Origin of the sequence: Pseudoalteromonas arabiensis (assembly GCF_001550155.1) — a bacterium.
GTDB classification, from domain to species: Bacteria; Pseudomonadota; Gammaproteobacteria; order Enterobacterales; family Alteromonadaceae; genus Pseudoalteromonas; species Pseudoalteromonas arabiensis.
Window position 1 is genome coordinate 41,595 of the sequence record NZ_LRUF01000011.1, and the last position, 20,888, is coordinate 62,482.

A 20,888-nucleotide genomic window follows, 5' to 3' on the forward strand; every position below is an offset into this window, starting at 1 on the left:
CTAGGCTGTACCTGATGTGTAAGCGTCAGTTCCTAAAATATAACAAGCTGTTGTAGGGTCGCGTAAATCAGCTAAATCATACACCGTCATCCCTAATGCATTTGCCGCCTCACGTGTGGCTAATGGAGAAGCACAGATACGTCCACCAATTCCCTGCACATTGTATCCCTGGTTCACCAGCCAACTGGCACCACTTTGTGCACCCATAGCTTCGCGTGCAGTAAATAAAACATTTGGAAAATGTTGTTTAAAGTCAGGACTTTCTAGAATCGCATTTGTTTCTTGTTGATAGATACCATCCGCCACTTCAATCACAATTGCAGTGCAACCCTTGCGTATTAGTTCTGCCGCTAGAACAGGATAAATTTGCTTCGCTTGTTCATTACCAATATTAAAACTTGTTGGATAACCTGCATCAGTAAAGTCAAGTACGTGCGCAGCACCTGAATCCTTCATTAGCCAAAGATCACCACCTGCTCCAGTGCCTGTAATTTTCATTGCCCCCACAGTGTGACCAGCAGCATTTAAACCATGAATTAAATGGGCCGCTGTGGTTGTTTTACCCGCATTCATCGAAGTTCCAACCACCACCACGCTTGGCACGCTATTGGCTACGAGCCCATATTGATGGCTGGGCAGTTTATAATCAGCGACATTTATAACCTGATCATGTTTATTGGTGATTAATCCTATTGGTTGAATAGCAGTGGGTACTGAAATGCGACTGTGCCAACCAAGCGCTAAACCAGCAATACCACCAGCAGCAACCATATGACAAGCATCTAAGTTATTGGGTACGGTCGCTTCAAATTGATCTGGAGCATAACGATTGCCAAAAGCGAGAATAATCTCATCACCTTCATATAAAGTTGCTTTACGACCATCAATTCGTTCTATTTTTGTATGGTGACCAATCTCTGTCACTCTTGCTAATACAAGGTCACCACTTTTAGGTGACTGGTTTGTGTTTAATCCCTGCAAATCATTGCTGTCTACTCGGCGCGTTACAAAAGCACGCTTTGCAGACTGAAGGCGCTGTGACATAGTGTAAGATGATGCTGACATAATATAATTCCTATACATTAAGTGACTATAATTGGCCTCATTGCCAATCAATGAGTGCATCTTAAAAGCATCACCCTGACAGCTATGTTATATAACCAGTAAGCTTGCTGTAATATTCAAAAAAGACATTACAAATCAAATAACTAACTATTTATTTTTTATTAAAATAATAAATTAGTAAACCTAAGTGGTGACTGTAAGGTTGTTGTAAGCTAAGGCTAAGTATACTCCTTTGTTGCTATCTTCTTTTTTAGGCGGGCTATGTCGTTATCCAACAATAAACAATGCCATTTTATCCCTTTAGCAATCGTTTTATTTTTGCTGACAGGGTTCGCTTATGGTCAAGATGAGCAGTGCACAGTTCAAAGCAACACTCCCTCAGCGAAAGTTTTTTATCGCTTTATTAAAAAGTTCAAAGCTGAAGACTTATTAAATGGGGAGACTCTTTTGAAATCAAATGTGCAGCAACTCGACTGTCAACAAGTCTTTAAGGTCAAAATTGTTAATCGTAGTGGTGATGTCAGTCATCGTTATTACCAAACCGACACCTTTGAGTTGATTTTAGATGATAGTAAAAAGCAATGGGATCCCATCAATCGTGTTTTTCAAGAATTAGATAAACTGGTTGGTGATAAGAGTATCAGCAAGGAACAACCATAAAAGGAAGCAATATGCGCGCGTTAGTCGTTGAAGATAATACTCAAGCTGCCGAGCAAATTAGTCACGCATTAACTGAACATGGATTTGCAGTCGATCAATGTCACGATGGCGAAGAAGCGTGGTTTATAGGTGATACGGAAGAATATGATATCGCTATTTTAGATATTGGCTTGCCAAAACGTGATGGCTTAAGTGTCTTATCTGATTGGCGAAGAAATGGTAATAAAATGCCCGTGATTATCTTAACCGCCCGTGACACATGGCGTGAGCGGGTAACAGGATTAAGAGCTGGCGCAGATGATTACTTAATCAAACCATTTGAAATGGAAGAATTACTGGCACGCGTAGAAGCCCTTGTTAGGCGCAGCAATGGCCACGCTAGCAGCGTTTTAAGTGCCGGTTCTTTGCAGTTAGATACCGCAACTCAACGTGCGACACTAGCAGGAACTCATCTTGATCTAAGCGCATTAGAATATCGTTTGCTCGCCTACTTAATGAATAGACAGAATCAGGTTGTCTCCAAAGCAACACTGACAGAGCATTTATATCAAATGGACTTTGAACATAACTCAAATGTTATTGAAGTTTTGGTCAACCGTGTACGTAAAAAGCTAGGCACCACGCATATTCAAACCCGACGCGGACAAGGATATCTTCTCAATGCCGACGAATAAAACTTACTCGTTACGCGGTCGTTTAATACAGCGCATGATCATTTTCATGATAATTGCGCTGAGTGTGTTATCGGTGGCACTAGTCATGCTTTTCGACTCATACATCGAGCGACGATTTGATCGAACGCTAACAAATAAATCAAACTCGTTATTGGCTGCCACACAGTTCACGTCATCAGGGGAGTTACAGCTAGATCACATCTCTGCAGCAGCGCGATTTCAAGAACCTTTTTCAGGCTGGTATTGGCAAGTCATTCATCAAGGTGAGGTAAAACAGCAATCAGCTTCTTTATATGCCGATGCCCCGTACCCTTTAATTACTGAGCATAACAACCCGCAGCTAACTTTTATTGAATTTGAAGGACCAACAGGCCTAGCCTTACGAGGAGCCATTCGTCGTGTTCATTTTCAAGCTATCGATCAAACGGTATTCATCATTGTCAGCGGTCCAAAAGATGATATTCATAGTGATGTGATTGCTTTCGCAACTCGCTTAATCGTCGCGTTTGCACTTTTAGGCTTAGTATTTGCCAGCCTTTTACTCTGGCAACTAAAAAAAATGCTTCATCCGATAAAAGAGTTACAACGAGGAATTCGCGCCATTCGTGATGGGCAGCAAGACTCCTTGACTTTATCTCTTCCGAATGAGCTTGATGAAGTACAAACTGAACTTAATCATTTGCTACAAAACAATAAAGAAATATTAGAACGAGCTCGTTTGCAAGCATCAAATCTCGCTCATGCTTTGAAAAATCCAATTTCAGTGTTGAAGAATCATGCAAATCAGTTACCTCAAAGCGACGCAAAAATCATTCTCGAACAAGCTGAAAAGCTAAGTCAAAGCACTCATAGCCACTTGGCACGCGCTCGTTTGGCGGGCTCATTTGAAAAACTGGCAGCAAGAACCAATGTCGCAGACACACTCAGTGAGCTGATTTTTAGCCTTGAGCTTTTATATAAGCAAAAAGGCTTGAAAATAAATTTCTCTTGCCACCCTCATCTGCAATTTAATGGCGATAATCATGATCTTGATGAGGTCTTAGGGAACCTAATCGATAATGCCTGTAAATGGGCCACACAACGTGTATTTATTAAAGCAACACATGTTGAGCGTGGCATAGAAATATGCATAGAAGATGACGGCCCAGGTATTCCAATCACTGAACGCCAAACTGTGTTTGCTCCTGGCAAGCGCTTAGATGAAACAACACAAGGCAGTGGCTTAGGCCTCAATATAGTTCAAGATATTGTTCTACTGTATGGCGGCACTATTTCCTTGCATGACAGTACACTTTCAAAAACAGGTTTAGCTATCACTTTGCTACTACCTGGCACGCAAATAATCATGGATTGACACTCGGAGTTCTTATGAAACAATTAATCTTATCAATTGCTTTATTTACCCTAACTGGATGCCAGCTCACTGAATTAGTTAAAGATCCTGGGGCAATTGAAACACAACTGAAAAAACAGCATGCCTTAGCAGCATTGGCGATCAACGAAGAGCTTGATCTGTTTTTAAGTGATCAAGGTCGTCAGCACCTGTTTCGTGAGTTGGCTCATAGCCTAAAAAAACCCACACACAGTAAAATAGTTAATCAAGACTCAGTGACTAAAACTCGCTGGACGGCAAGCATCGACGACACCACTTTACAAGCCTTTCAGCTACAACGTGTTGGTCAAGAAAATATAAAAACCAATTTTGAACTCATGTTTCTTGATATACCGGTGATTAGCAAAAATAAAATATCTCTTTTTCAGGCGCCATCGTCTGATTCAGTACCAATGGGTCAAATTGCCAAGAATGAATTAGTAAAAGTGCTAGCCTTAGAGCTTAATGAAGAATGGGCATTAATTGAGCGAGATAACCAGCTCATTGGCTATGCAAAGTATGCCGATTTTGAAAATACCATCAAAAAACGCGATTTTCTAAACAGCCGTCCGTATGAGCTTAAAGTAACATATGATAACGACCTAACCCGCGATGGCTATGTATTACCTATTCACCACATTTTTGGCTTAGCACAGTGTCGCATTGTTAAATTACAATTTAAGCGCCAAGCGATACAACAGCAGCGCACTATCAATTTATGCCAAAAAACACCTGATGTTTGGTTCATTGATCCACACCATGATAGCGCAACCACAGCCAATTAATAACCTGACACTCACCTTACAAGGCCTCTAAGCATCTTGTCAGGAGAGGTTTTTTACCATGTCTCTTATTGAATTAATAAGAGACAAAACATGCGATATTCATACACTATCTTTCCTGTTACCCTACTACTCACAAGTGCACAGGTCAGCAGCAGTGACATACAATTAAAAGACTTAATAAATGAGCTTGATATTTCACCTTACGCTAATTTAAAAATTGCCGCGACTTATAGCAATAAGCAAGAAAAAACACATGAACGGTCAAACCGTTCTTCTCAACAGTGGCAATTAAAAGATAATGCCAGTAAAGCAGGAATTAAATTCAATTACCCTGTTGCCCAAAGCAAGATCTACGGTCGTTATGAATTAGGAACCAATGCTAATACTGATGACACGCCCTTTTTTAAAACTCGGCAAGCCTATTTAGGTGTACGCACCCAATGGGGGAAACTGCAGTATGGGCAACAAAATGCGATTGTAAAAAACTACGACAATTTTGACCGTAGCCACCGTGTGGGCGCATCGGTTCATTTAACAAAAGACGAGTTAAACACCAAGCGCCCTTCTCATACTATGCAATATCACACTCGCTTTGATGAGTTTCGCCTTTCAGGTCAATACAACTTCAGCCGCACGCTGGAAAATAGACCGCAGTTGAGAATTGGTAGCAAGCGATTGAGAGTCAAAGATACTAAGCTAGATTACGGGGTTGGACTAGGTATTCATTACACAGGTCTCAAAAATATCGAGCTTGAAGCTGGTTATCAAGCCAGCTATTACGAACAAGCCAAGTATCATACCCACATCGCTTCTGCTAAATGGCAAGCAAGCTCAAATTTGCAAGTTTCTATTTATGGCGCAACACACTCACTCAAAGATTTACAAAAATCTAAAACAGCAGAATCTCGACACTACGCACTTGGCGCTCGTTATCGTTTATTTGACCAGCATCGAATCTATGGCAGTCTAGAGTATGCTTATGGCGCTAATGACATAAAAGGAGCGAAGCAACGCGCCCTTGTCATTGGTAACGACTATCGATTTGCATCGCAAAAACACGCTTATGTAGAAATTCGAAAACGTTATTTCGATGCTGATAAGGCTGATGATATTAATGTGGCTCTTGGCATTAATATTAAATTTTAATTAGTCTTACTATTTGGATAATGGTTTATTTTTGTAATGCCTGTAGTTTATTGTTTTAAATAATTATTAATTGTTTATCTCGATAAAACGACACCACCTTTATCACGGTTAAAAAGGTGCCAACTACAAGGTGAAGAAAAATTTTCGCTATACTGATTAAAATTTGATTGAGCAATTGGCCAAGCACTGGCAGAATTGCACCCCTTTTTTACCATTAACCAAAAGTGTATAAGCAAGATGGCTAATTTAGATCAAAACAACTGGTTCACTGAAATTAGTGACCGTGATGGTAGTGCCTTTTCACTTCGCATAAACAAAAAGCTTGATGAACAGCAGTCACCATTTCAAAAAGTAGAAATGTATGAAACGACTGACTTTGGTAATCTTATGATTATTGATGGCTGCACTATGGTAAGTAGCCGTGAAAACTTTTTCTATCACGAAATGATCAGTCATCCAGCATTGCTTGCACACCCCGCTCCTAAAAATGTAGTTATCATTGGTGGTGGCGACTGCGGAACATTGCGCGAAGTATTAAAGCACCCAGGTGTTGAAAGCGTGACGCAAATTGATATTGATGAAGTCGTGACACAAATGTCACTAAAATATTTCCCAGAATTATGTGAATCAAACCAAGATCCACGCGCCACTGTGATGTTTGACGACGGTATCAAATACATGCGTGAAGCAGCACCTGAGTCAATCGATGTTGTGATTGTAGACGGTACAGACCCTGTTGGTCCGGGTGAAGGTTTATTTAACCATGCTTTTTATACTAGCTGTTTAACGGCACTTCGCCCTGGTGGTATCTTAATTCAACAAAGTGAATCACCGCTTATGCACATGCCACTGTTAGTAGAAATGCGCGACGCGATGACAGAAGTGGGCTTTGTTGATCTACAAACTCTGCCTTTTCCACAACCAATCTACCCAAGTGGCCTATGGTCAGTAACCCTTGCACGTAAATCAGAAGCCTTCAATGGTTTTCGTGAAGATGATGCTGATACACTTTCGCAAAGTACAGAATACTATAATGCAGGTATTCACCACGGCGCATTAGCCACACCAAATTATATGAAACGCGCTTTTGAGAAAAAGTAGTTTTACTAAACTAAAAAAGGGCTCATTGAGCCCTTTTTGTTATCAATTAGTTTTAAACCTTAAACCGATTAACTAAATGATTAAGCTCATTAGTTAATTGGCTCATACGATTAGCCACCTCTTGAGTCGAGCTTGCCAAGCCTCCGCCTTGCTGAGTTTGATCGTTTAAGTCTGACAAGTTTTGGCTTATTTCATCAGCCACAGCGGTTTGCTCTTCAGTTGCTTGCGCCGTCTGCATTGCCATGTCGTTTACTTTCACTGACGATTCTTGCATCAAGTTTAATACATCATTTGTTTGCGCGAATGACTCAACCGCTTCATCAGCATAACGCTTACCACTATTGATAGCCTGTAGTGATTGTTCAACACTTTCCGCAAACTGCTCAACCATTGTTTGTATGTCATTTGTGCTGTCTTGCGTTCGCGTTGCAAGAGTACGTACTTCATCTGCTACAACAGCAAACCCTCGTCCTTGTTCGCCTGCTCGCGCAGCCTCAATGGCTGCGTTCAAAGCGAGTAAATTTGTTTGCTCAGCAATGGCACGTATAACTTCAAGTACTTTGGCAATATTATCAGAGCTTTGCTGTAATTCAGTAGAACGTTGACTTGCATGCTCCATATTTTCGGATAGCGCGGTAATTTTTCTACTTGAGTTATCTACTGCCGACAAACCCTGCTTAGCAAGCTGTTGCGAGTTATCAGCCTCATGGGATGAGTTTTGCGCTACATTTGCCACTTCACGGCTAGCGACACTCATTTCATGTACCGCGCTGACAATTGACTCAGATGCTTGGCTGAGCTTTTGATTTACTTGGTGGTTTTGATTGGCAAAACTGCCTAAATCGTTACCTAATGCATTTAACTCTTTTGCTTGTTCTAAAATATCTTTAATCAACTGCTGTAAATTATCCAAAAAGCGGTTGAAAGCAGTCGCAAGATCAGCAAATTCATCTTGTGTTTTTACGTTAATTCGCCCCGTTAAATCACCATCTCCAGAAGCGATTTCATTAATGCGCTCAGTGACATAGTTAATTTGTCTAGTTAATTGACGCGGTACAAAATAACTAAACCAACCTGCAATGGCTAATACGACGGCGATCATGATCATTAACATCACTTTAAAATTGATCACTTTGCTCATCAGCTTCTCGGTTTCAGCTTGTGATGTTTTATCCGCTGCTTCACCGGCTTTATCTAAAATATCACGTAGTGCCGAAAAGGATTGCTCTGCAGCTTGTCTTTGCGAAGCATCAGCAGGGTTATTTATGTAACTTGTTGATGCTGTGTACCATGCATCAAATGCGCTATCAAAGTTAGGGAATTGACTCGTAATCTCAGAGTATGGCGACATATAAGATAGATATTGTTTAAAACGTTCTTTAACTTGCTCGGCATTTTCTTGGTGATCTGTTAGTTGCTCTTTATCACCTTTCATTTGAGTAACAAGATGCAACTCTGCCACTTTTGCTTGATATAAGTCTCTGTCTGCATTTACGACTACCGATACGGCATTTACAAACCGCTCTGACTGGGCGTCTATTGCCACTCTTTGTATGTTTATTAAGTAGGTGTAACCTGCTATCAAGATTACGATAGCAATTGCGAGTAAAACGATAGGCAGTGAACTTTTGACGCGAATGCTTTGTAAATTCATACATTATCCTAATTCAAATTCTAATTAGCACGTTTATTAGAATGTTAGTAGAAAAACTAAAAAAGTGTATGAGGTTAAAAGCGCCAATGTGCAGATAGCATTAACTGTTGTTGTGAATTGCGCTCATTAAATCCCATACTTGGTCTATTTTGAGCGTCACTGCTCAGTACTGAATATTCAGCACCCACTTGCCACTGTGTTGACAATTGATACCGCCAACTAGCGGTTAAAGCATCTCCTCGGCTTTGGTTAGGATCAAACATCCAATCATCATGATCACTAACCTTAAAGTAATCATACCTAATTGTGAGACGATGCTGGTCTAACTTGTGGCTTAACATAACAAAATGACTGTAAAAACTGTTGTTTACTCCTCGATTTTTACCCATTGCAGTCTTACCATCTAGGAGCTGCATAATAATGCGCGTCTGCTTGGTAAACTTGTACAACCAGGCCGCACTCAAAAAGCGCGTATCCCAAGCATACTGACCAGTACGCGTATTTATTGCGCTCGGATCACCATTATTATCATAGTAGTAAATACGAAATTGTGAACGTTTTTGATAATCCCAATGTGCGCCAACATAGTAACCAAACCGACCATCGACTTCTTCGAAGGGCTGCACATAGTCGGCCTGCTTGGTAAGCTGTGAATGAGAAAAAGATGCCGGCACAGAAAAATCGATACGTTCATTAAATGTTGTTTGCCTATCATGAAGTGCAAAACCACGCCAAGACAACAGCGTTCCAGCAGGATCGTTACCTTTAAAGACCGCTGCAACACCCTCAAAACTATGCTCACTACGAAATTGTCGACCTGGGCGCTTTATACTTGCTTCAACACCAAAAGTACGTATTTCTTCTCCTAACCAACTATTAATGGCTGAGTTGGTGTAGTTATAAGGTGACATCCAGCCACTTTGCGGATTCTCAAGCGACATTTTCGGATAAAAGCCACCGGCTTTAATAGCTAACTTATAACGACTTTCTGTCAACGGCTGGTATTGCAGATAAGCTTGACTAAAACCGATTGTCGTAGAAGGGTCAGCATGAACATTAACAGTGGAGTGCATAGACCAATCTCTATCTAACTCTAAGCGACTGCTGAGCATCGCTTGAGAAAGACGAGTACCATCATGGTCATTATCGTAGCGATATAAACCAATACCGGTACGCTGGTAGCTGGCTAATTGATCGCCTGTTAGTGCGGATATTGCGATTAATCCTTCATGCTCTGCAAGTACAGAGCTAGGTAAACCAAAAAGCACAGAGCACAGTACTACTTGCCACTTATTCATAGTCATCGAACTCGTCACTGCTTAATTCAAGTGCTGGTAAAAGCGCCTGCTTCAATTGATAACGTAACACACTGTTTTTGCTATTAAACGAAGTGATTTCTGGTTCGCTAATGTCAGACAATCGATCATGCCATATCGCTAACTCAAACGTCCCTTCAGGGAGATCTAAATCAACAAAACCTTGTTCATCAGTTTGTGCAAATGATGGACTATCAACCACAACAATATAACCCAGCATCCAGTCATGAATATTACACCCGAGTTCAACAACCCCAGTCTGCTCAAAACGAACCGGCTTTTCAGGTTTATCTCGGTAAAGTTTTAATTCGAAGTGTTTTGCTTTAGAAAATGAATACACATGGTGCATGATAGAATCTAAGTTCGGAAATTCAACATTCGCCCCTTTAGGCACCACTAATACATGAGGAGAAAAAGCTCTATTTTCTTGGCTCATGGTGTAACTAGCTTCCGTTGATGGACTTTGCGAGTGGCCTTTCAACCAAACAACAGCATTAGCAACAGGCTGACTGTTTTGGTCAACAACTTGAATTTTCTGTGCCATCAGTGTTGGACTAAAGGTAAGTAATAACAGGATTATTCTTATCATTTTTGATGAACCTTTTCATATGCTTGGCTTTTTAAAATCAGTGCGTACTTTGCTGAATACGTATGCAGATACCTCGTATTAACACGCAAGTCAATTTATGCTTATTGTGACAACAATCCATAACCATAAGCCGCCAAGGAACAACAATGCGATTAACTGCCTTAATGTTAGCAGCCTTTTCAGGTACTTGCCTAGCACAAACCACAACCGTCAGTTCACCTGATGGGCAGATCAAAGTAACTATCTCAGATGAACAACACACACCTAGCTACGAAATCAGCTTTGCAGGTAAACAAATCATTGCTAACTCTGCGTTAGGTCTTGTTTTTAAAAAACAGCCAGCAATGAGCGAAGGTTACAAAATTAGTAGTCAAACTACCGATTCTGTAAAAAGCAGCTGGGAGCAACCTTGGGGTGAACGCCAAACTGTGGTTGATAACCATAACGAAGTGGCTGTTACGTTTAAAAAACCTCAGCCGCAAGGTGGCACTTTTACAGTACGTTTCCGTGCTTTTAATGATGGTATTGGCTTTCGATACGAATTACCAAAGCAAGCAGGCTTTGAAGATATAGAAATCACCAAAGAGCTTACGGAGTTTGCAATTACAGACTCATCACACGCAACGGCTTGGTGGATACCTGCACGCGGTTGGAACCGCTATGAATATGTTTATAACACCACGCCATTACATCAAGCGGCGCTGGTACACACACCATTTACCTTAAAAAACAAAGATGGCATCCATATTAGTATTCACGAAGCTGCCCTTGTTGACTATGCGGGCATGGTTCTAAATCAACGCCGTGACGGTACTTTTCAAGCCGATTTAACACCTTGGTCTGATGGCGTAGCAGTTAAAAAGCACGGCGCATTCAATACTCCTTGGCGTACCATTCAAATTGGTGATGAAGCTGTTGATTTAATTAACTCCGATATTATCTTAAATCTAAACGAACCAAATAAACTCGGTGATGTATCGTGGGTTAAACCCGGCAAATACGTCGGTATTTGGTGGGGTATGCATATCAATGAAAATACGTGGGGTAGTGGTAAAATTCATGGTGCTACAACCGCAAACACTAAATACTATATGGACTTTGCGGCTAAGTATGGCTTCGATGGCGTACTCGTCGAAGGCTGGAATACTGGCTGGGATGGTGACTGGTTTTATAACGGTGATGTATTTAGCTTCACACAGCCTTATGATGACTTCGATATTGAACAGTTAACCCACTACGGCAAAGAAAAAGGCGTGCAATTAATCGGTCACCACGAAACATCAGGTAACGTAACTAACTACCGCAATCAAATGGAAGATGCGTTTGCACTGTACGAAAAATCAAATGTGAGTCAAGTAAAAACAGGTTACGTCGCTGACGGCGGCAATATCAAACGTATTGATGAAAACGGTATTGTGCGTAAAGAATGGCACGATGGTCAGTTCATGGTAAACGAATACTTATATAACGTAAAACTGGCTGCAAAACATAAAATTAGCATTAATACTCACGAACCAATCAAAGATACCGGTCTGCGTCGTACATACCCGAACTGGATAACCCGCGAAGGGGCGCGCGGACAAGAGTTTAATGCATGGGGAACCCCTCCAAACCCACCAGAACACATTCCTATGCTTGCTTTCACTCGCATGCTGGCAGGCCCAATGGACTTTACACCAGGTATTTTTGACATGGGCTTTAACGGTTTAGGTGCCGATACCAACCGTCCACAAACGACGCTCGCAAAACAATTAGCCTTGTATGTTGTGATGTATAGCCCAATTCAAATGGCCGCAGATTTGCCACGTAACTACTTAGCGAAACCAGATGCATTCCAATTTATTCAAGATGTACCAACCGATTGGCAACAAAGTATTGCTCTACAAGGTGAAGTGGGCGATTACGTTGTGTTTGCACGTAAAGAGCGCAAGCGTGATCAATACTCAGGTAACGACTGGTATTTAGGTGCTGTAACAGATGAAAACGCCCGCACTTTAGAAGTGAAGTTAGACTTCTTAGATAAAGGTAAAAAGTTTGAAGCACAAATCTACCGTGACGGTGATAAAGCACAGTGGATAAATAACCCTTATGACTTAACAGTAGAAAAACGCATAGTGACTGCTGGTGATAAGCTAACGATAAAGCTTGCCACCAGCGGTGGCACAGCGATTCGATTTAAAGCACTGTAAGGCGACGAGTTTAAAAAAACCTAAAAAAACGCGGCATATAAATGCCGCGTTTTTCTCTAAGTTACTATCTACAGTGGCAAATAGATCTGTGCGCTAAGGCCACCTTCTGGGCGATTAAGTAGCTGCACTCGCCCGCCGTGCATATCAACAATACGCTTGATAATCGCTAGACCTAAACCGCTCCCTTCACTACCGCGAGCGGCATCACCTTGTTTGAACGGCTCAAAGACAGTTTCAAGTTCACTTTCAGGAATACCTGGCCCTTGGTCATTTACAACCACCATGGCAAACTTTTTATTACTGCTCATGCGCGTTTCCACTTCAATATCACCGTCAGAGTAACGAATGGCATTTTCAATCATATTGGTCACAACACGCTTTATAGCTACCGTACTGACAGGTACGTTACTAATGCTGGGGTTTTCTTTAAAACTAATTTGCCGATGATGCTTTTGCTCGGCCTCAACGACTTCATTGACGATGGCATTAAGATCTTCAAGAGCAAGCTCTTCGCGCTTGTGATGACGCAAGTATTCAATAAATTGATCGATAATCGCATTCATATCCTCAATATCATGAATAATTCCTTCACGCAGATAATCTTCGTCGTCAGACATCATTTCTGTTGCTAAACGAATACGTGTAAGTGGTGTACGTAAGTCATGGGAAACCCCTGCCATAAGTAAACGACGATCGTTTTCTAATGCCGCAATACCACGCGACATTTGATTAAACGCACGGGTTACTTCTATCACTTCAGTTGAGCCTTGCTCTTCAAGTTTTGTTGAGAAGTCCCCAACACCTACTTTAACTGCCGCCTGCTGTAGCGCTTTTAATGGTCGGTTTAGATGGCGCGCAAACAACCAACCACCTAATACGCTTAAAAAGCCGATACTAGATAAATAAAAAGTGAGGAATTCAAGGTTATTCTCTTGTAACCCAGTCAATGGCACTCGCACCCAATAACCTGGGGCTTGTGGTGCTTCAACCCAGTATACAAGTGGATCTGTTTGGCTTATACGCACTCGCGCAGAACCGTTAAGTTGCTCCGACATGCTACGTGAAAGCATTGAATATTCTCGTGTTTCCGCCAGACCTTCACGCATAGCTTGGCGCTGCGTCATGACTTCAATGCCAGTGATTTCAAAAAATTTTTCGGACGCTTCTTTACTTACTTCAACGCCTTCTTCCCACTCAATAAACACCGTTTTAACTTGTTTCGAGAGGATCAGATTAACTTGCTCTATGGTGGGTTTAACCACATAAAAACTAACCGTTATATAGGACACTATTTGATTGATTAAAAGCAGTGCAGCAACCAAAAATACGGTTTGTCCAAAAGCACTACGTGGAAACATCCCCATAACTGTTACTTTTCACCATCTGGCACAAATACGTAGCCTAAGCCCCATACTGTTTGGATATAACGAGGATTAGCGGCATCCACTTCAATCATACGTCGCAAGCGCGACACCTGCACATCGATACTACGTTCAAGTGCGCTGTAATCACGGCCACGGGCTAGATTCATCAGTTTATCGCGACTAAGTGGCTCACGTGGATGAGTCACTAATGCTTTTAATACCGCAAACTCACCACTGGTCAACGACATCGTTTTATCGCCATGCGACATTTCTCGAGTAGCAAGGTTAAGCGTAAATTCGCCAAATGATATTTCGTTTTCTTCTGCTGCTGGCGCACCAGGTACTTCCTTTGCTCGACGACGTAAAATGGCTTTAATACGTGCTAACAGTTCACGGGGGTTAAATGGTTTTGGAATATAATCATCAGCGCCAAGTTCTAAACCGATAATACGGTCTACCTCATCACCTTTTGCTGTTAACATAACAATCGGTATATCATTTTCTTTTTGACGTAAGCGACGACAAATCGACAAACCGTCTTCTCCAGGTAGCATAAGATCAAGCACCATTAGATGAAAATTTTCACGCTCGATTAAGCGATCCATCTGTTCAGAGTTTGCCGCTGTACGAACAATAAACCCTTGTTCTACCAAGTAACGTTCAAGCAAACTACGCAAACGCATATCGTCATCAACTACCAATACCTTTGTCGTTTCGTGTCCCATAACTTTCATTCTTTTTGTAATATGTTACTTGTTAATATAAATGAAAAACTTAAGAATAAAAAACGAATTGAACGCTTAGATTGTTACTGAACATTTCAAAACGATCTCGACAAAGGTAAAAGACTTTTATACCTTGCACAGGTTTTCTTTAAAGGCTTAATAGATATGGCAAAAACCAACTTAATCACACGTGAAGGGTATCAGCAATTGCAACAAGAGCATGATTACCTATGGCATGAGAAACGCCCTGAAATCACCAAGATTGTGACATGGGCAGCAAGCCTTGGTGACCGCTCTGAAAATGCCGACTATCAATTCAATAAGCGTGTATTACGACAAATAGACCGTCGCGTGCGCTACTTACGTAAACGCATGCCTGACTTAAAAATCGTTGATTACAACCCACAACAGGCGGGGAAGGTGTTTTTTGGTGCTTGGGTTGAGATAGAAAACGAACAAGGGGAAACTAAACGCTTCCGCATTGTTGGCCCTGACGAAATTTATGAACGCAAAGATTATATTTCTATCGATGCGCCGATGGCTCGCGCGCTCCTTGGCAAGCAAGTCGATGACGATTTTTCAGTTACTACCCCTGAAGGCCAAAAAGAATGGTATGTCAATGAGATAAGCTACCCAGACGCGCCATAATTAATAAAATAAATTCAGAAAAGGTTAATTTGTGATTGTTTAGTCTAAAAATGTGATCTATAACTAAATAAGCTTATGACGTTTTAAGCTTGATGTTTAGAAGGTAGTAACTATGTCAAACGCAATACATCGCATATTAAGTAATGCCATTGTATTCGCACTTTTAATCAGTGTGAGTTTGATTTCTTACGCCAGCGACATAGAAAACCATTCTGATAGTGTTACACCCACCTCACATTTCATTGCGTGTGATAATGCAGACCTTGCTAACCTTGATACTGATTTAGATAAACATACTCCAGCACTCAACTTTTGCGCAGCCCAACCACTGCCTGATGTGCGTCTAGGTGTACGTGTTTTTACTCAGACTAAGGCCTCTGTATACAGTGCGCACCAGCGAGGCCCACCTATATTTTAATTTAACTACGTTTTTAAAAATCGATGCTTAATTAAAATTTATGGTGACAAATATGAATAATTTCAAAGAATTACGCCTTCAAGACGTATCAAATGGTGCATTATCTAACGCTGTTAATGAAGTAGAACCAACACTTGATCTAACATCTCCAGCATTAAAAGTACTAAATAGCTTTACTCAAAAAGATCCACTACGTGCTCACGCAAGCACCACCATTGTTGATGCGCTAAAACAAACAAGTAACCGCTGCTCTGACTTCATCTTAGTCGTTGATGACGCAGACAAGTTGGTTGGGATCACATCGAGTGCTGATCTACAAAGCTCTAAAATAATGATTCTTGCACAACGTTTAAACTTACACCGCGACGAAGTGACTTTGCATGATGTAATGACTCCATTGAATAATCTTGCTGGTGTTAGCTTACAAAGCATCAGCTATGCATGTATTGGAGATGCACTACAAACTATGGAACACCAAGGTATGATGTTTCTTTTAGTAACAAGTGCTGAACATGAAATTTGTGGGTTAATTTCTGCACGTGAAATTGCGAAAAAGCTACATATTCCTGTCAATATTAACCCTATTGCAAACAGCTTCAGTGAGGTGATGCAGCATATCGATCACCCTCACTAAGCCATAAATATTGCGTTGTGTAGAACAATTTTCGAGGGCCTTAAAAGCAGTGCTTTTAAGGCCTTCTTATTGTGATATTATTCAGGCAATTAATCTTCAGTTTACTGATTTTCTATTTTTAAAAAGGTTTATGCATGAGCAATATCTCTGCACGCTTAGCGACCGAGCTAAATGCCCAGCAACCACAAGTTGTTGCTGCAATCAAATTACTTGATGAAGGTGCCACAGTCCCTTTTATCGCACGTTACCGGAAAGAAGTTACAGGTGGCCTAGACGACACGCAATTACGACTACTTGAACAGCGTCTTTCGTACTTACGCGAGCTTGAAGAGCGCCGCAGCTTTATTCTTGCCACAATTGAAGAGCAAGGTAAGCTAACCGCCGAGTTAAGTAGTGATATTAATAACGCTGACAGTAAAACAGAGCTTGAAGATTTATACCTGCCATTCAAACCTAAGCGCCGCACGAAAGGACAAATTGCCATTGAAGCGGGTATTGAACCACTTGCCGATGCGCTATTTAATGACCCTAACCTCGAACCAGAGCAACACGCTGCTGACTATATTAATACTGACGCAGGCTTTGCTGATACAAAAGCGGTGCTTGACGGTGCTAAATTTATTTTGATGGAACGCTTTTCTGAAGACGCCAAACTGCTTGCTAAATTCCGTAGTCATATTGCACAACACGGTCAAATTGAAAGTACAGTAATCGCTGGTCAAGAACATGAAGGCGCTAAGTACCGTGATTACTTTGAACATCAAGAACCGCTTAAAAAAGTTCCCTCACACCGTGCTCTGGCCATGCTCCGCGCTCGCAATGAAGGCGTTTTACAATTAAGTATCAACCCAGAACCGAGTGCAGAAAACCCAGCACAGGTATGTGCACAAATGATTGCTGACTATTATCGGTTAGATGTGAGCAATAGCGCTGCAAGCAGCTGGTTAATGAGTGTTGTACAGTGGGCTTGGAAGATTAAATTAAGTCTACATTTAGAAAATGAATTTTTAGGTGCAATGCGTGAAAAGGCGGAAACCGGTGCGATTGACGTATTTGCAAAAAATCTAAAAGACTTATTAATGGCTGCACCTGCAGGGCCACGTACAACTTTGGGACTTGATCCTGGTTTACGTACGGGTTGTAAAATTGCTGTTGTAGACAGTACTGGTAAGCTGTTAACAACGCAAACAATTTTCCCACATGCACCACAAAATCATTGGGAAAAATCACTTCGCACTCTTGAGCAACTTTGTCGCCAATATAAAGTTGAGTTAATCGCGATTGGTAATGGCACAGCTTCACGTGAGTCAGATAAGTTAGTTGCTGAATTGATTAAAACCAACAGTGAACTTAAATTAAATAAAATAATGGTCAGTGAAGCGGGGGCATCTGTTTATTCAGCGTCTGAATTTGCTGCCAACGAATTCCCTAATCTTGATGTATCATTACGCGGTGCAGTGTCAATTGCACGTCGTTTGCAAGATCCACTTGCCGAGCTTGTAAAAATCGAACCTAAATCAATTGGTGTAGGTCAATATCAACACGATGTGTCACAAAGCCAACTAGGTCAAACGCTGACCTCGGTTGTCGAAGACTGTGTAAACTCAGTCGGTGTTGATTTAAATATGGCCTCAGTGCCGTTACTGACTCGTGTATCTGGCTTAAACAAAACGTTGGCGCAAAACATTGTTAGCTATCGTGATGCCAATGGCTCATTTAGCAAACGCTCTGAGCTTAAAAAAGTTGAGCGCCTAGGACCAAAAGCCTTTGAACAAGCAGCTGGTTTCTTACGTATTAGCACAGGTTCAGATCCTCTTGATAACTCATCAGTTCACCCTGAAGCCTACCCTGTTGTTAAGCGTATTTGTGAAAAGAACAGCTTAGATGTAAACAGCTTAATTGGTAACACTGATATTTTGAATAAATTGGTTGCTAACGACTACACAGATGAAAAGTTTGGTTTACCAACCGTTACCGACATTATTAAAGAGCTTGATAAACCAGGTCGAGACCCTCGCCCAGAGTTTAAAACAGCTGAGTTTAAGGCCGGTGTTGAAACCATTAACGATCTAAAACCTGGTATGATTCTAGAAGGTGTGGTTTCCAATGTAGCTAACTTTGGTGCCTTCGTTGATGTGGGTGTACACCAAGATGGTTTAGTTCATATTTCAGCGATAACCAACAAGTTCATTTCTGATCCACGCGAAGTGGTTAAAGCAGGTGATATTGTTAAAGTAAAAGTACTTGAGGTTGATGCAGCGCGTAAACGTATTAGTTTTACAATGCGTTTAGATGATGATGTAGATACAAGCAATAAAACAGCACCTGCAGGCAAATCAAAGCCTGCGGCTAAAGCGAAAAGTGCGCCTAAGCAAAAGCGTGACTTTGGTAATGCGGCCATGGGTAACGCATTTGCCGATGCATTTGCAAATGCTAAAGTAAAAAAATAGTTTTAGCTTAAAAACAAAAACGCGGTTCAAATTGAACCGCGTCTCTTATAAATCTAATAATTATATAACCGCCGAAAAATTATTTTGTTCCCCAGGCGATGTAGCCATTTGGTAAAAATTGGCTATTCGTGTGGCTCGTTCATCAACTTCCACATCTCGTTTGGCTGTCTTGGTCTGAGAAGTGCTCACTGCTTCACTTTCGTCTTCAGCACCTTCACGGTCAATTCTTAATGACGACGATTCATCACCACCCTGTGCTTTTTCGCGCGACTGCATAGCGAGTTCAGCCTGCGCTGCGGCAAGTTTCTGTGTCGCATCGGCTGCAATAGCACGGTCTGCACTAGATGGCTCTTGGGGGGCAAGTGCTGCCGCTCTTACCGTTTGCATTTTATCGATTGTTGCTTGAGGGTCACCACTTACCTCAGCCACATCAATTTGTACTTCCCCGCCAACCGCGTAGTTTGTGCCATCGGGGCCTCGTTGATACTCATAACTTGGCGAGCCAGCGTATTTACCTCCCACCGAAGCATGCGCCTGTTCATGTACACGCACTTCAGTGTCTCGCGCTTTCAGCTCTTTAATTTGTTCAAGCTCTAACTGTTCTTGCTGTGCAACTTTTTGCTCTTGTTTTTGCTCTTCTTGTTGCTGCTGCTCTGATTTCTCTTCGCTACCTTGTTCGCTTTGCTCTCGCTCTTGAATCGCTTTATCGTCCTCAAGGCGACCTTTAGCATCATAAGTACTTGCATCGCCACTTGGCTGTCTTGCTTTTTCGCCATCATTCAGTGCTTTATTTTCTGCGTTACTCGAATTAGTTGCCACAGGAGGCGGGATGACTTCACGCAACTGATTATCACGGCGCGCACTTTCGGTGTGTACATTCGCCGTGTTAATGTTGATTGCGGGAAAGGGAGTAACGATATTCATGGCTAAGCTTTTATATCAATTAGCGTGCCTAGTACTTCATCGGCAGTTTGAATCGTATTAACGTTAGCCTTAGCATTGAACTCTTCAACTTTTAGGTTCACCAATGCTTCATCAATACGAGCAGGCTGAGACACAGGTGGCGTAACAGCTTCCTCTGGTCTTGCACCTTGTAACTGTCTTTGCTGAGCAAGTTGGGCGTCGTCTTGCTGGTCAATAGACGCGCGGCTAATTTGCGCGCTTGCTTTTTCAATGCCTTGACTTGCGCGGTTGTAACCTTCCACGCCATTATTAAATACAGAACTGATTGGCATCATATCCTCCAACAGTGAGATCTTCCCTACAAGTATCGCTCACAAAACAATCAAAATAAAGTAAAATCCCCCTATTTTTGGGCTCTGCAGGGCAATATTTAATTAACACATTGATTTCAGAGCGCTTATAAATTCAGTTTTATGAGAAATAAAAGGAGCGTGAGACGCCTTATCGATCACCTCATATTCAAAGTTAGGTTGCAAAGCCTGCATATCCTTAATTGCACGGTAAGGGACTAGCGCATCTAAACGCCCAAATATACCGCGAATGGGGAGCGTTATTTTGCTAAATAGCTGACGTAAATCTTCTTGCTGTAGGATATCTAGGCCTGCACTGAGTGCGCGCTCTTGCGGTGCTGGATACTGTTTTAATAATCTTTTTAACGCTTTAATATCGTCACGAGCTGATTCGCTGCCCATAGCTTGAATCGCTAGGAATCGCTCAATGGTTTTGTCTGTCTGAGTGATTAATTGCTCTTTAAACGCATCAAGCACTTCAGGCTTAATACCTGCCCAATTATCAGCTTGAGCAAAAAAAGGGCTCGATGCCACTAAAATAACTTTTGATACTTTTTCTGGCCAGTGAGCTGCAATGTAAAGTGAAAATAATCCGCCAAGCGACCAGCCAACTAGTATTGAGTCGTTATGCAATTGTTCACTCAGCATCTTGGCTGCTTCATGCAAATTATAGGTGTTAGGTACTGACTGCGCTTCACCAAAGCCTGGTAAATCAAGGCAGCGAATGGTGCCCTCATATGAAAACTCAAGCTCTGGTAAAATCACTTGCCAGACCCCTTGGTTCATTCCCCAGCCATGTAATAACACCATTTCATTTTGCATATTTTTAAACTCTCAAGCACACT

General features: G+C 41.6%; 20 protein-coding genes. 11 read left to right on the forward strand and 9 right to left on the reverse strand.

Annotation, left to right across the window (positions count from 1 at the left end; genetic code table 11):
- Complete coding sequence (locus tag PAARA_RS06780; protein ID WP_237114556.1) at window positions 1–1,065, reverse strand: P-loop NTPase family protein; 1,065 nt, start codon at window positions 1,063–1,065, stop codon at window positions 1–3.
- A gap of 261 nt (window positions 1,066–1,326) precedes the next feature.
- Here PAARA_RS06780 and PAARA_RS06785 point away from each other — a divergent pair, with 261 nt between their 5' ends.
- The 6 genes from PAARA_RS06785 (at window position 1,327) to speE (ending at window position 6,803) form a co-directional block, all read left to right on the forward strand.
- Window positions 1,327–1,725, forward strand: a complete 399-nt coding sequence (locus PAARA_RS06785; RefSeq protein ID WP_062568307.1) for a hypothetical protein — start codon at window positions 1,327–1,329, stop codon at window positions 1,723–1,725.
- Between the two features lie 11 nt (window positions 1,726–1,736).
- Complete coding sequence (locus PAARA_RS06790) at window positions 1,737–2,399, forward strand: response regulator transcription factor (protein ID WP_062568308.1); 663 nt, start codon at window positions 1,737–1,739, stop codon at window positions 2,397–2,399.
- Entirely contained in the window at window positions 2,386–3,753 is a 1,368-nt protein-coding gene (locus PAARA_RS06795; protein WP_062568309.1) for an ATP-binding protein, read from the forward strand. Before PAARA_RS06790 ends, PAARA_RS06795 begins: the two co-directional genes overlap by 14 nt.
- 14 nt (window positions 3,754–3,767) lie before the next feature.
- A complete protein-coding gene (locus tag PAARA_RS06800) occupies window positions 3,768–4,556 on the forward strand; it encodes an SH3 domain-containing protein (protein ID WP_062568310.1) in 789 nt (262 codons plus the stop codon).
- 90 nt (window positions 4,557–4,646) lie between these two features.
- Window positions 4,647–5,702: a porin gene (locus PAARA_RS06805; protein ID WP_062568311.1), complete on the forward strand. Its 1,056-nt coding sequence runs from the start codon at window positions 4,647–4,649 to the stop codon at window positions 5,700–5,702.
- Between the two features lie 237 nt (window positions 5,703–5,939).
- Window positions 5,940–6,803, forward strand: coding sequence for a polyamine aminopropyltransferase (gene speE, locus PAARA_RS06810; protein ID WP_062568312.1), 864 nt, complete (start codon window positions 5,940–5,942; stop codon window positions 6,801–6,803).
- Window positions 6,804–6,855: 52 nt separating this feature from the next.
- Here the strand turns inward: speE and PAARA_RS06815 are convergent, their stop codons facing one another.
- The 3 genes from PAARA_RS06815 to PAARA_RS06825 form a co-directional block, all read right to left on the reverse strand.
- Window positions 6,856–8,457, reverse strand: a complete 1,602-nt coding sequence (locus tag PAARA_RS06815) for a methyl-accepting chemotaxis protein (RefSeq protein ID WP_062568313.1) — start codon at window positions 8,455–8,457, stop codon at window positions 6,856–6,858.
- Between the two features lie 74 nt (window positions 8,458–8,531).
- A complete protein-coding gene (locus tag PAARA_RS06820) occupies window positions 8,532–9,761 on the reverse strand; it encodes a hypothetical protein (protein ID WP_062568314.1) in 1,230 nt (409 codons plus the stop codon).
- Window positions 9,748–10,362, reverse strand: a complete 615-nt coding sequence (locus PAARA_RS06825; protein ID WP_062568315.1) for a methylamine utilization protein — start codon at window positions 10,360–10,362, stop codon at window positions 9,748–9,750. Before PAARA_RS06825 ends, PAARA_RS06820 begins: the two co-directional genes overlap by 14 nt.
- A gap of 146 nt (window positions 10,363–10,508) precedes the next feature.
- Here PAARA_RS06825 and PAARA_RS06830 point away from each other — a divergent pair, with 146 nt between their 5' ends.
- Complete coding sequence (locus PAARA_RS06830) at window positions 10,509–12,551, forward strand: glycoside hydrolase family 97 protein (protein ID WP_062568316.1); 2,043 nt, start codon at window positions 10,509–10,511, stop codon at window positions 12,549–12,551.
- A 68-nt stretch (window positions 12,552–12,619) separates the two neighbouring features.
- On the opposite strand, the gene envZ is transcribed toward PAARA_RS06830, so the two are convergent.
- Window positions 12,620–13,915: a two-component system sensor histidine kinase EnvZ gene (gene envZ, locus PAARA_RS06835; protein WP_062568317.1), complete on the reverse strand. Its 1,296-nt coding sequence runs from the start codon at window positions 13,913–13,915 to the stop codon at window positions 12,620–12,622.
- A gap of 5 nt (window positions 13,916–13,920) precedes the next feature.
- On the reverse strand, window positions 13,921–14,640 hold the full coding sequence (gene ompR / locus PAARA_RS06840; RefSeq protein ID WP_062568318.1) for an osmolarity response regulator transcription factor OmpR: 720 nt from the start codon (window positions 14,638–14,640) through the stop codon (window positions 13,921–13,923).
- Between the two features lie 165 nt (window positions 14,641–14,805).
- Here ompR and greB point away from each other — a divergent pair, with 165 nt between their 5' ends.
- From greB to PAARA_RS06860, 4 genes are all read left to right on the forward strand, one after another.
- Window positions 14,806–15,288 carry a transcription elongation factor GreB gene (gene greB, locus PAARA_RS06845; RefSeq protein ID WP_062568319.1) on the forward strand — a complete coding sequence of 161 codons (483 nt, stop codon included), beginning with the start codon at window positions 14,806–14,808 and terminating at the stop codon, window positions 15,286–15,288.
- 112 nt (window positions 15,289–15,400) lie between these two features.
- On the forward strand, window positions 15,401–15,706 hold the full coding sequence (locus PAARA_RS06850; protein ID WP_062568320.1) for a hypothetical protein: 306 nt from the start codon (window positions 15,401–15,403) through the stop codon (window positions 15,704–15,706).
- Between the two features lie 52 nt (window positions 15,707–15,758).
- Window positions 15,759–16,340: a CBS domain-containing protein gene (locus PAARA_RS06855; protein ID WP_062568321.1), complete on the forward strand. Its 582-nt coding sequence runs from the start codon at window positions 15,759–15,761 to the stop codon at window positions 16,338–16,340.
- 134 nt (window positions 16,341–16,474) lie between these two features.
- Window positions 16,475–18,790 (forward strand): Tex family protein, encoded by a 2,316-nt coding sequence (locus PAARA_RS06860; protein WP_062568322.1) that lies wholly within the window; start codon window positions 16,475–16,477, stop codon window positions 18,788–18,790.
- A gap of 60 nt (window positions 18,791–18,850) precedes the next feature.
- Here PAARA_RS06860 and PAARA_RS06865 read toward each other — a convergent pair whose 3' ends face one another.
- The 3 genes from PAARA_RS06865 to bioH form a co-directional block, all read right to left on the reverse strand.
- On the reverse strand, window positions 18,851–19,714 hold the full coding sequence (locus PAARA_RS06865; RefSeq protein WP_062568323.1) for a putative metalloprotease CJM1_0395 family protein: 864 nt from the start codon (window positions 19,712–19,714) through the stop codon (window positions 18,851–18,853).
- A 2-nt stretch (window positions 19,715–19,716) separates the two neighbouring features.
- On the reverse strand, window positions 19,717–20,025 hold the full coding sequence (locus tag PAARA_RS06870; protein WP_062568324.1) for a hypothetical protein: 309 nt from the start codon (window positions 20,023–20,025) through the stop codon (window positions 19,717–19,719).
- Window positions 20,026–20,127: 102 nt separating this feature from the next.
- The gene (gene bioH, locus PAARA_RS06875; RefSeq protein WP_062568325.1) at window positions 20,128–20,865 is read right to left on the reverse strand and encodes a pimeloyl-ACP methyl ester esterase BioH; all 738 of its coding nucleotides are present in this window, start codon (window positions 20,863–20,865) and stop codon (window positions 20,128–20,130) included.
- Window positions 20,866–20,888: the final 23 nt, after the last annotated feature.

Excerpts from the sequence above, each read along its gene's own strand:
- PAARA_RS06795 (WP_062568309.1), top strand. The coding sequence starts at position 2,386 with ATGCCGACGAATAAAACTTACTCGTTACGCGGTCGTTTAATACAGCGC.
- speE (WP_062568312.1), top strand. The coding sequence starts at position 5,940 with ATGGCTAATTTAGATCAAAACAACTGGTTCACTGAAATTAGTGACCGT.
- bioH (WP_062568325.1), bottom strand. The coding sequence starts at position 20,865 with ATGCAAAATGAAATGGTGTTATTACATGGCTGGGGAATGAACCAAGGG.
- PAARA_RS06855 (WP_062568321.1), top strand. The coding sequence starts at position 15,759 with ATGAATAATTTCAAAGAATTACGCCTTCAAGACGTATCAAATGGTGCA.
- PAARA_RS06830 (WP_062568316.1), top strand. The coding sequence starts at position 10,509 with ATGCGATTAACTGCCTTAATGTTAGCAGCCTTTTCAGGTACTTGCCTA.
- PAARA_RS06780 (WP_237114556.1), bottom strand. The coding sequence starts at position 1,065 with ATGTCAGCATCATCTTACACTATGTCACAGCGCCTTCAGTCTGCAAAG.
- PAARA_RS06820 (WP_062568314.1), bottom strand. The coding sequence starts at position 9,761 with ATGACTATGAATAAGTGGCAAGTAGTACTGTGCTCTGTGCTTTTTGGT.
- PAARA_RS06800 (WP_062568310.1), top strand. The coding sequence starts at position 3,768 with ATGAAACAATTAATCTTATCAATTGCTTTATTTACCCTAACTGGATGC.
- envZ (WP_062568317.1), bottom strand. The coding sequence starts at position 13,915 with ATGGGGATGTTTCCACGTAGTGCTTTTGGACAAACCGTATTTTTGGTT.
- greB (WP_062568319.1), top strand. The coding sequence starts at position 14,806 with ATGGCAAAAACCAACTTAATCACACGTGAAGGGTATCAGCAATTGCAA.
- ompR (WP_062568318.1), bottom strand. The coding sequence starts at position 14,640 with ATGGGACACGAAACGACAAAGGTATTGGTAGTTGATGACGATATGCGT.
- PAARA_RS06815 (WP_062568313.1), bottom strand. The coding sequence starts at position 8,457 with ATGAATTTACAAAGCATTCGCGTCAAAAGTTCACTGCCTATCGTTTTA.
- PAARA_RS06870 (WP_062568324.1), bottom strand. The coding sequence starts at position 20,025 with ATGCCAATCAGTTCTGTATTTAATAATGGCGTGGAAGGTTACAACCGC.
- PAARA_RS06805 (WP_062568311.1), top strand. The coding sequence starts at position 4,647 with ATGCGATATTCATACACTATCTTTCCTGTTACCCTACTACTCACAAGT.
- PAARA_RS06865 (WP_062568323.1), bottom strand. The coding sequence starts at position 19,714 with ATGAATATCGTTACTCCCTTTCCCGCAATCAACATTAACACGGCGAAT.
- PAARA_RS06790 (WP_062568308.1), top strand. The coding sequence starts at position 1,737 with ATGCGCGCGTTAGTCGTTGAAGATAATACTCAAGCTGCCGAGCAAATT.
- PAARA_RS06860 (WP_062568322.1), top strand. The coding sequence starts at position 16,475 with ATGAGCAATATCTCTGCACGCTTAGCGACCGAGCTAAATGCCCAGCAA.
- PAARA_RS06785 (WP_062568307.1), top strand. The coding sequence starts at position 1,327 with ATGTCGTTATCCAACAATAAACAATGCCATTTTATCCCTTTAGCAATC.
- PAARA_RS06850 (WP_062568320.1), top strand. The coding sequence starts at position 15,401 with ATGTCAAACGCAATACATCGCATATTAAGTAATGCCATTGTATTCGCA.
- PAARA_RS06825 (WP_062568315.1), bottom strand. The coding sequence starts at position 10,362 with ATGATAAGAATAATCCTGTTATTACTTACCTTTAGTCCAACACTGATG.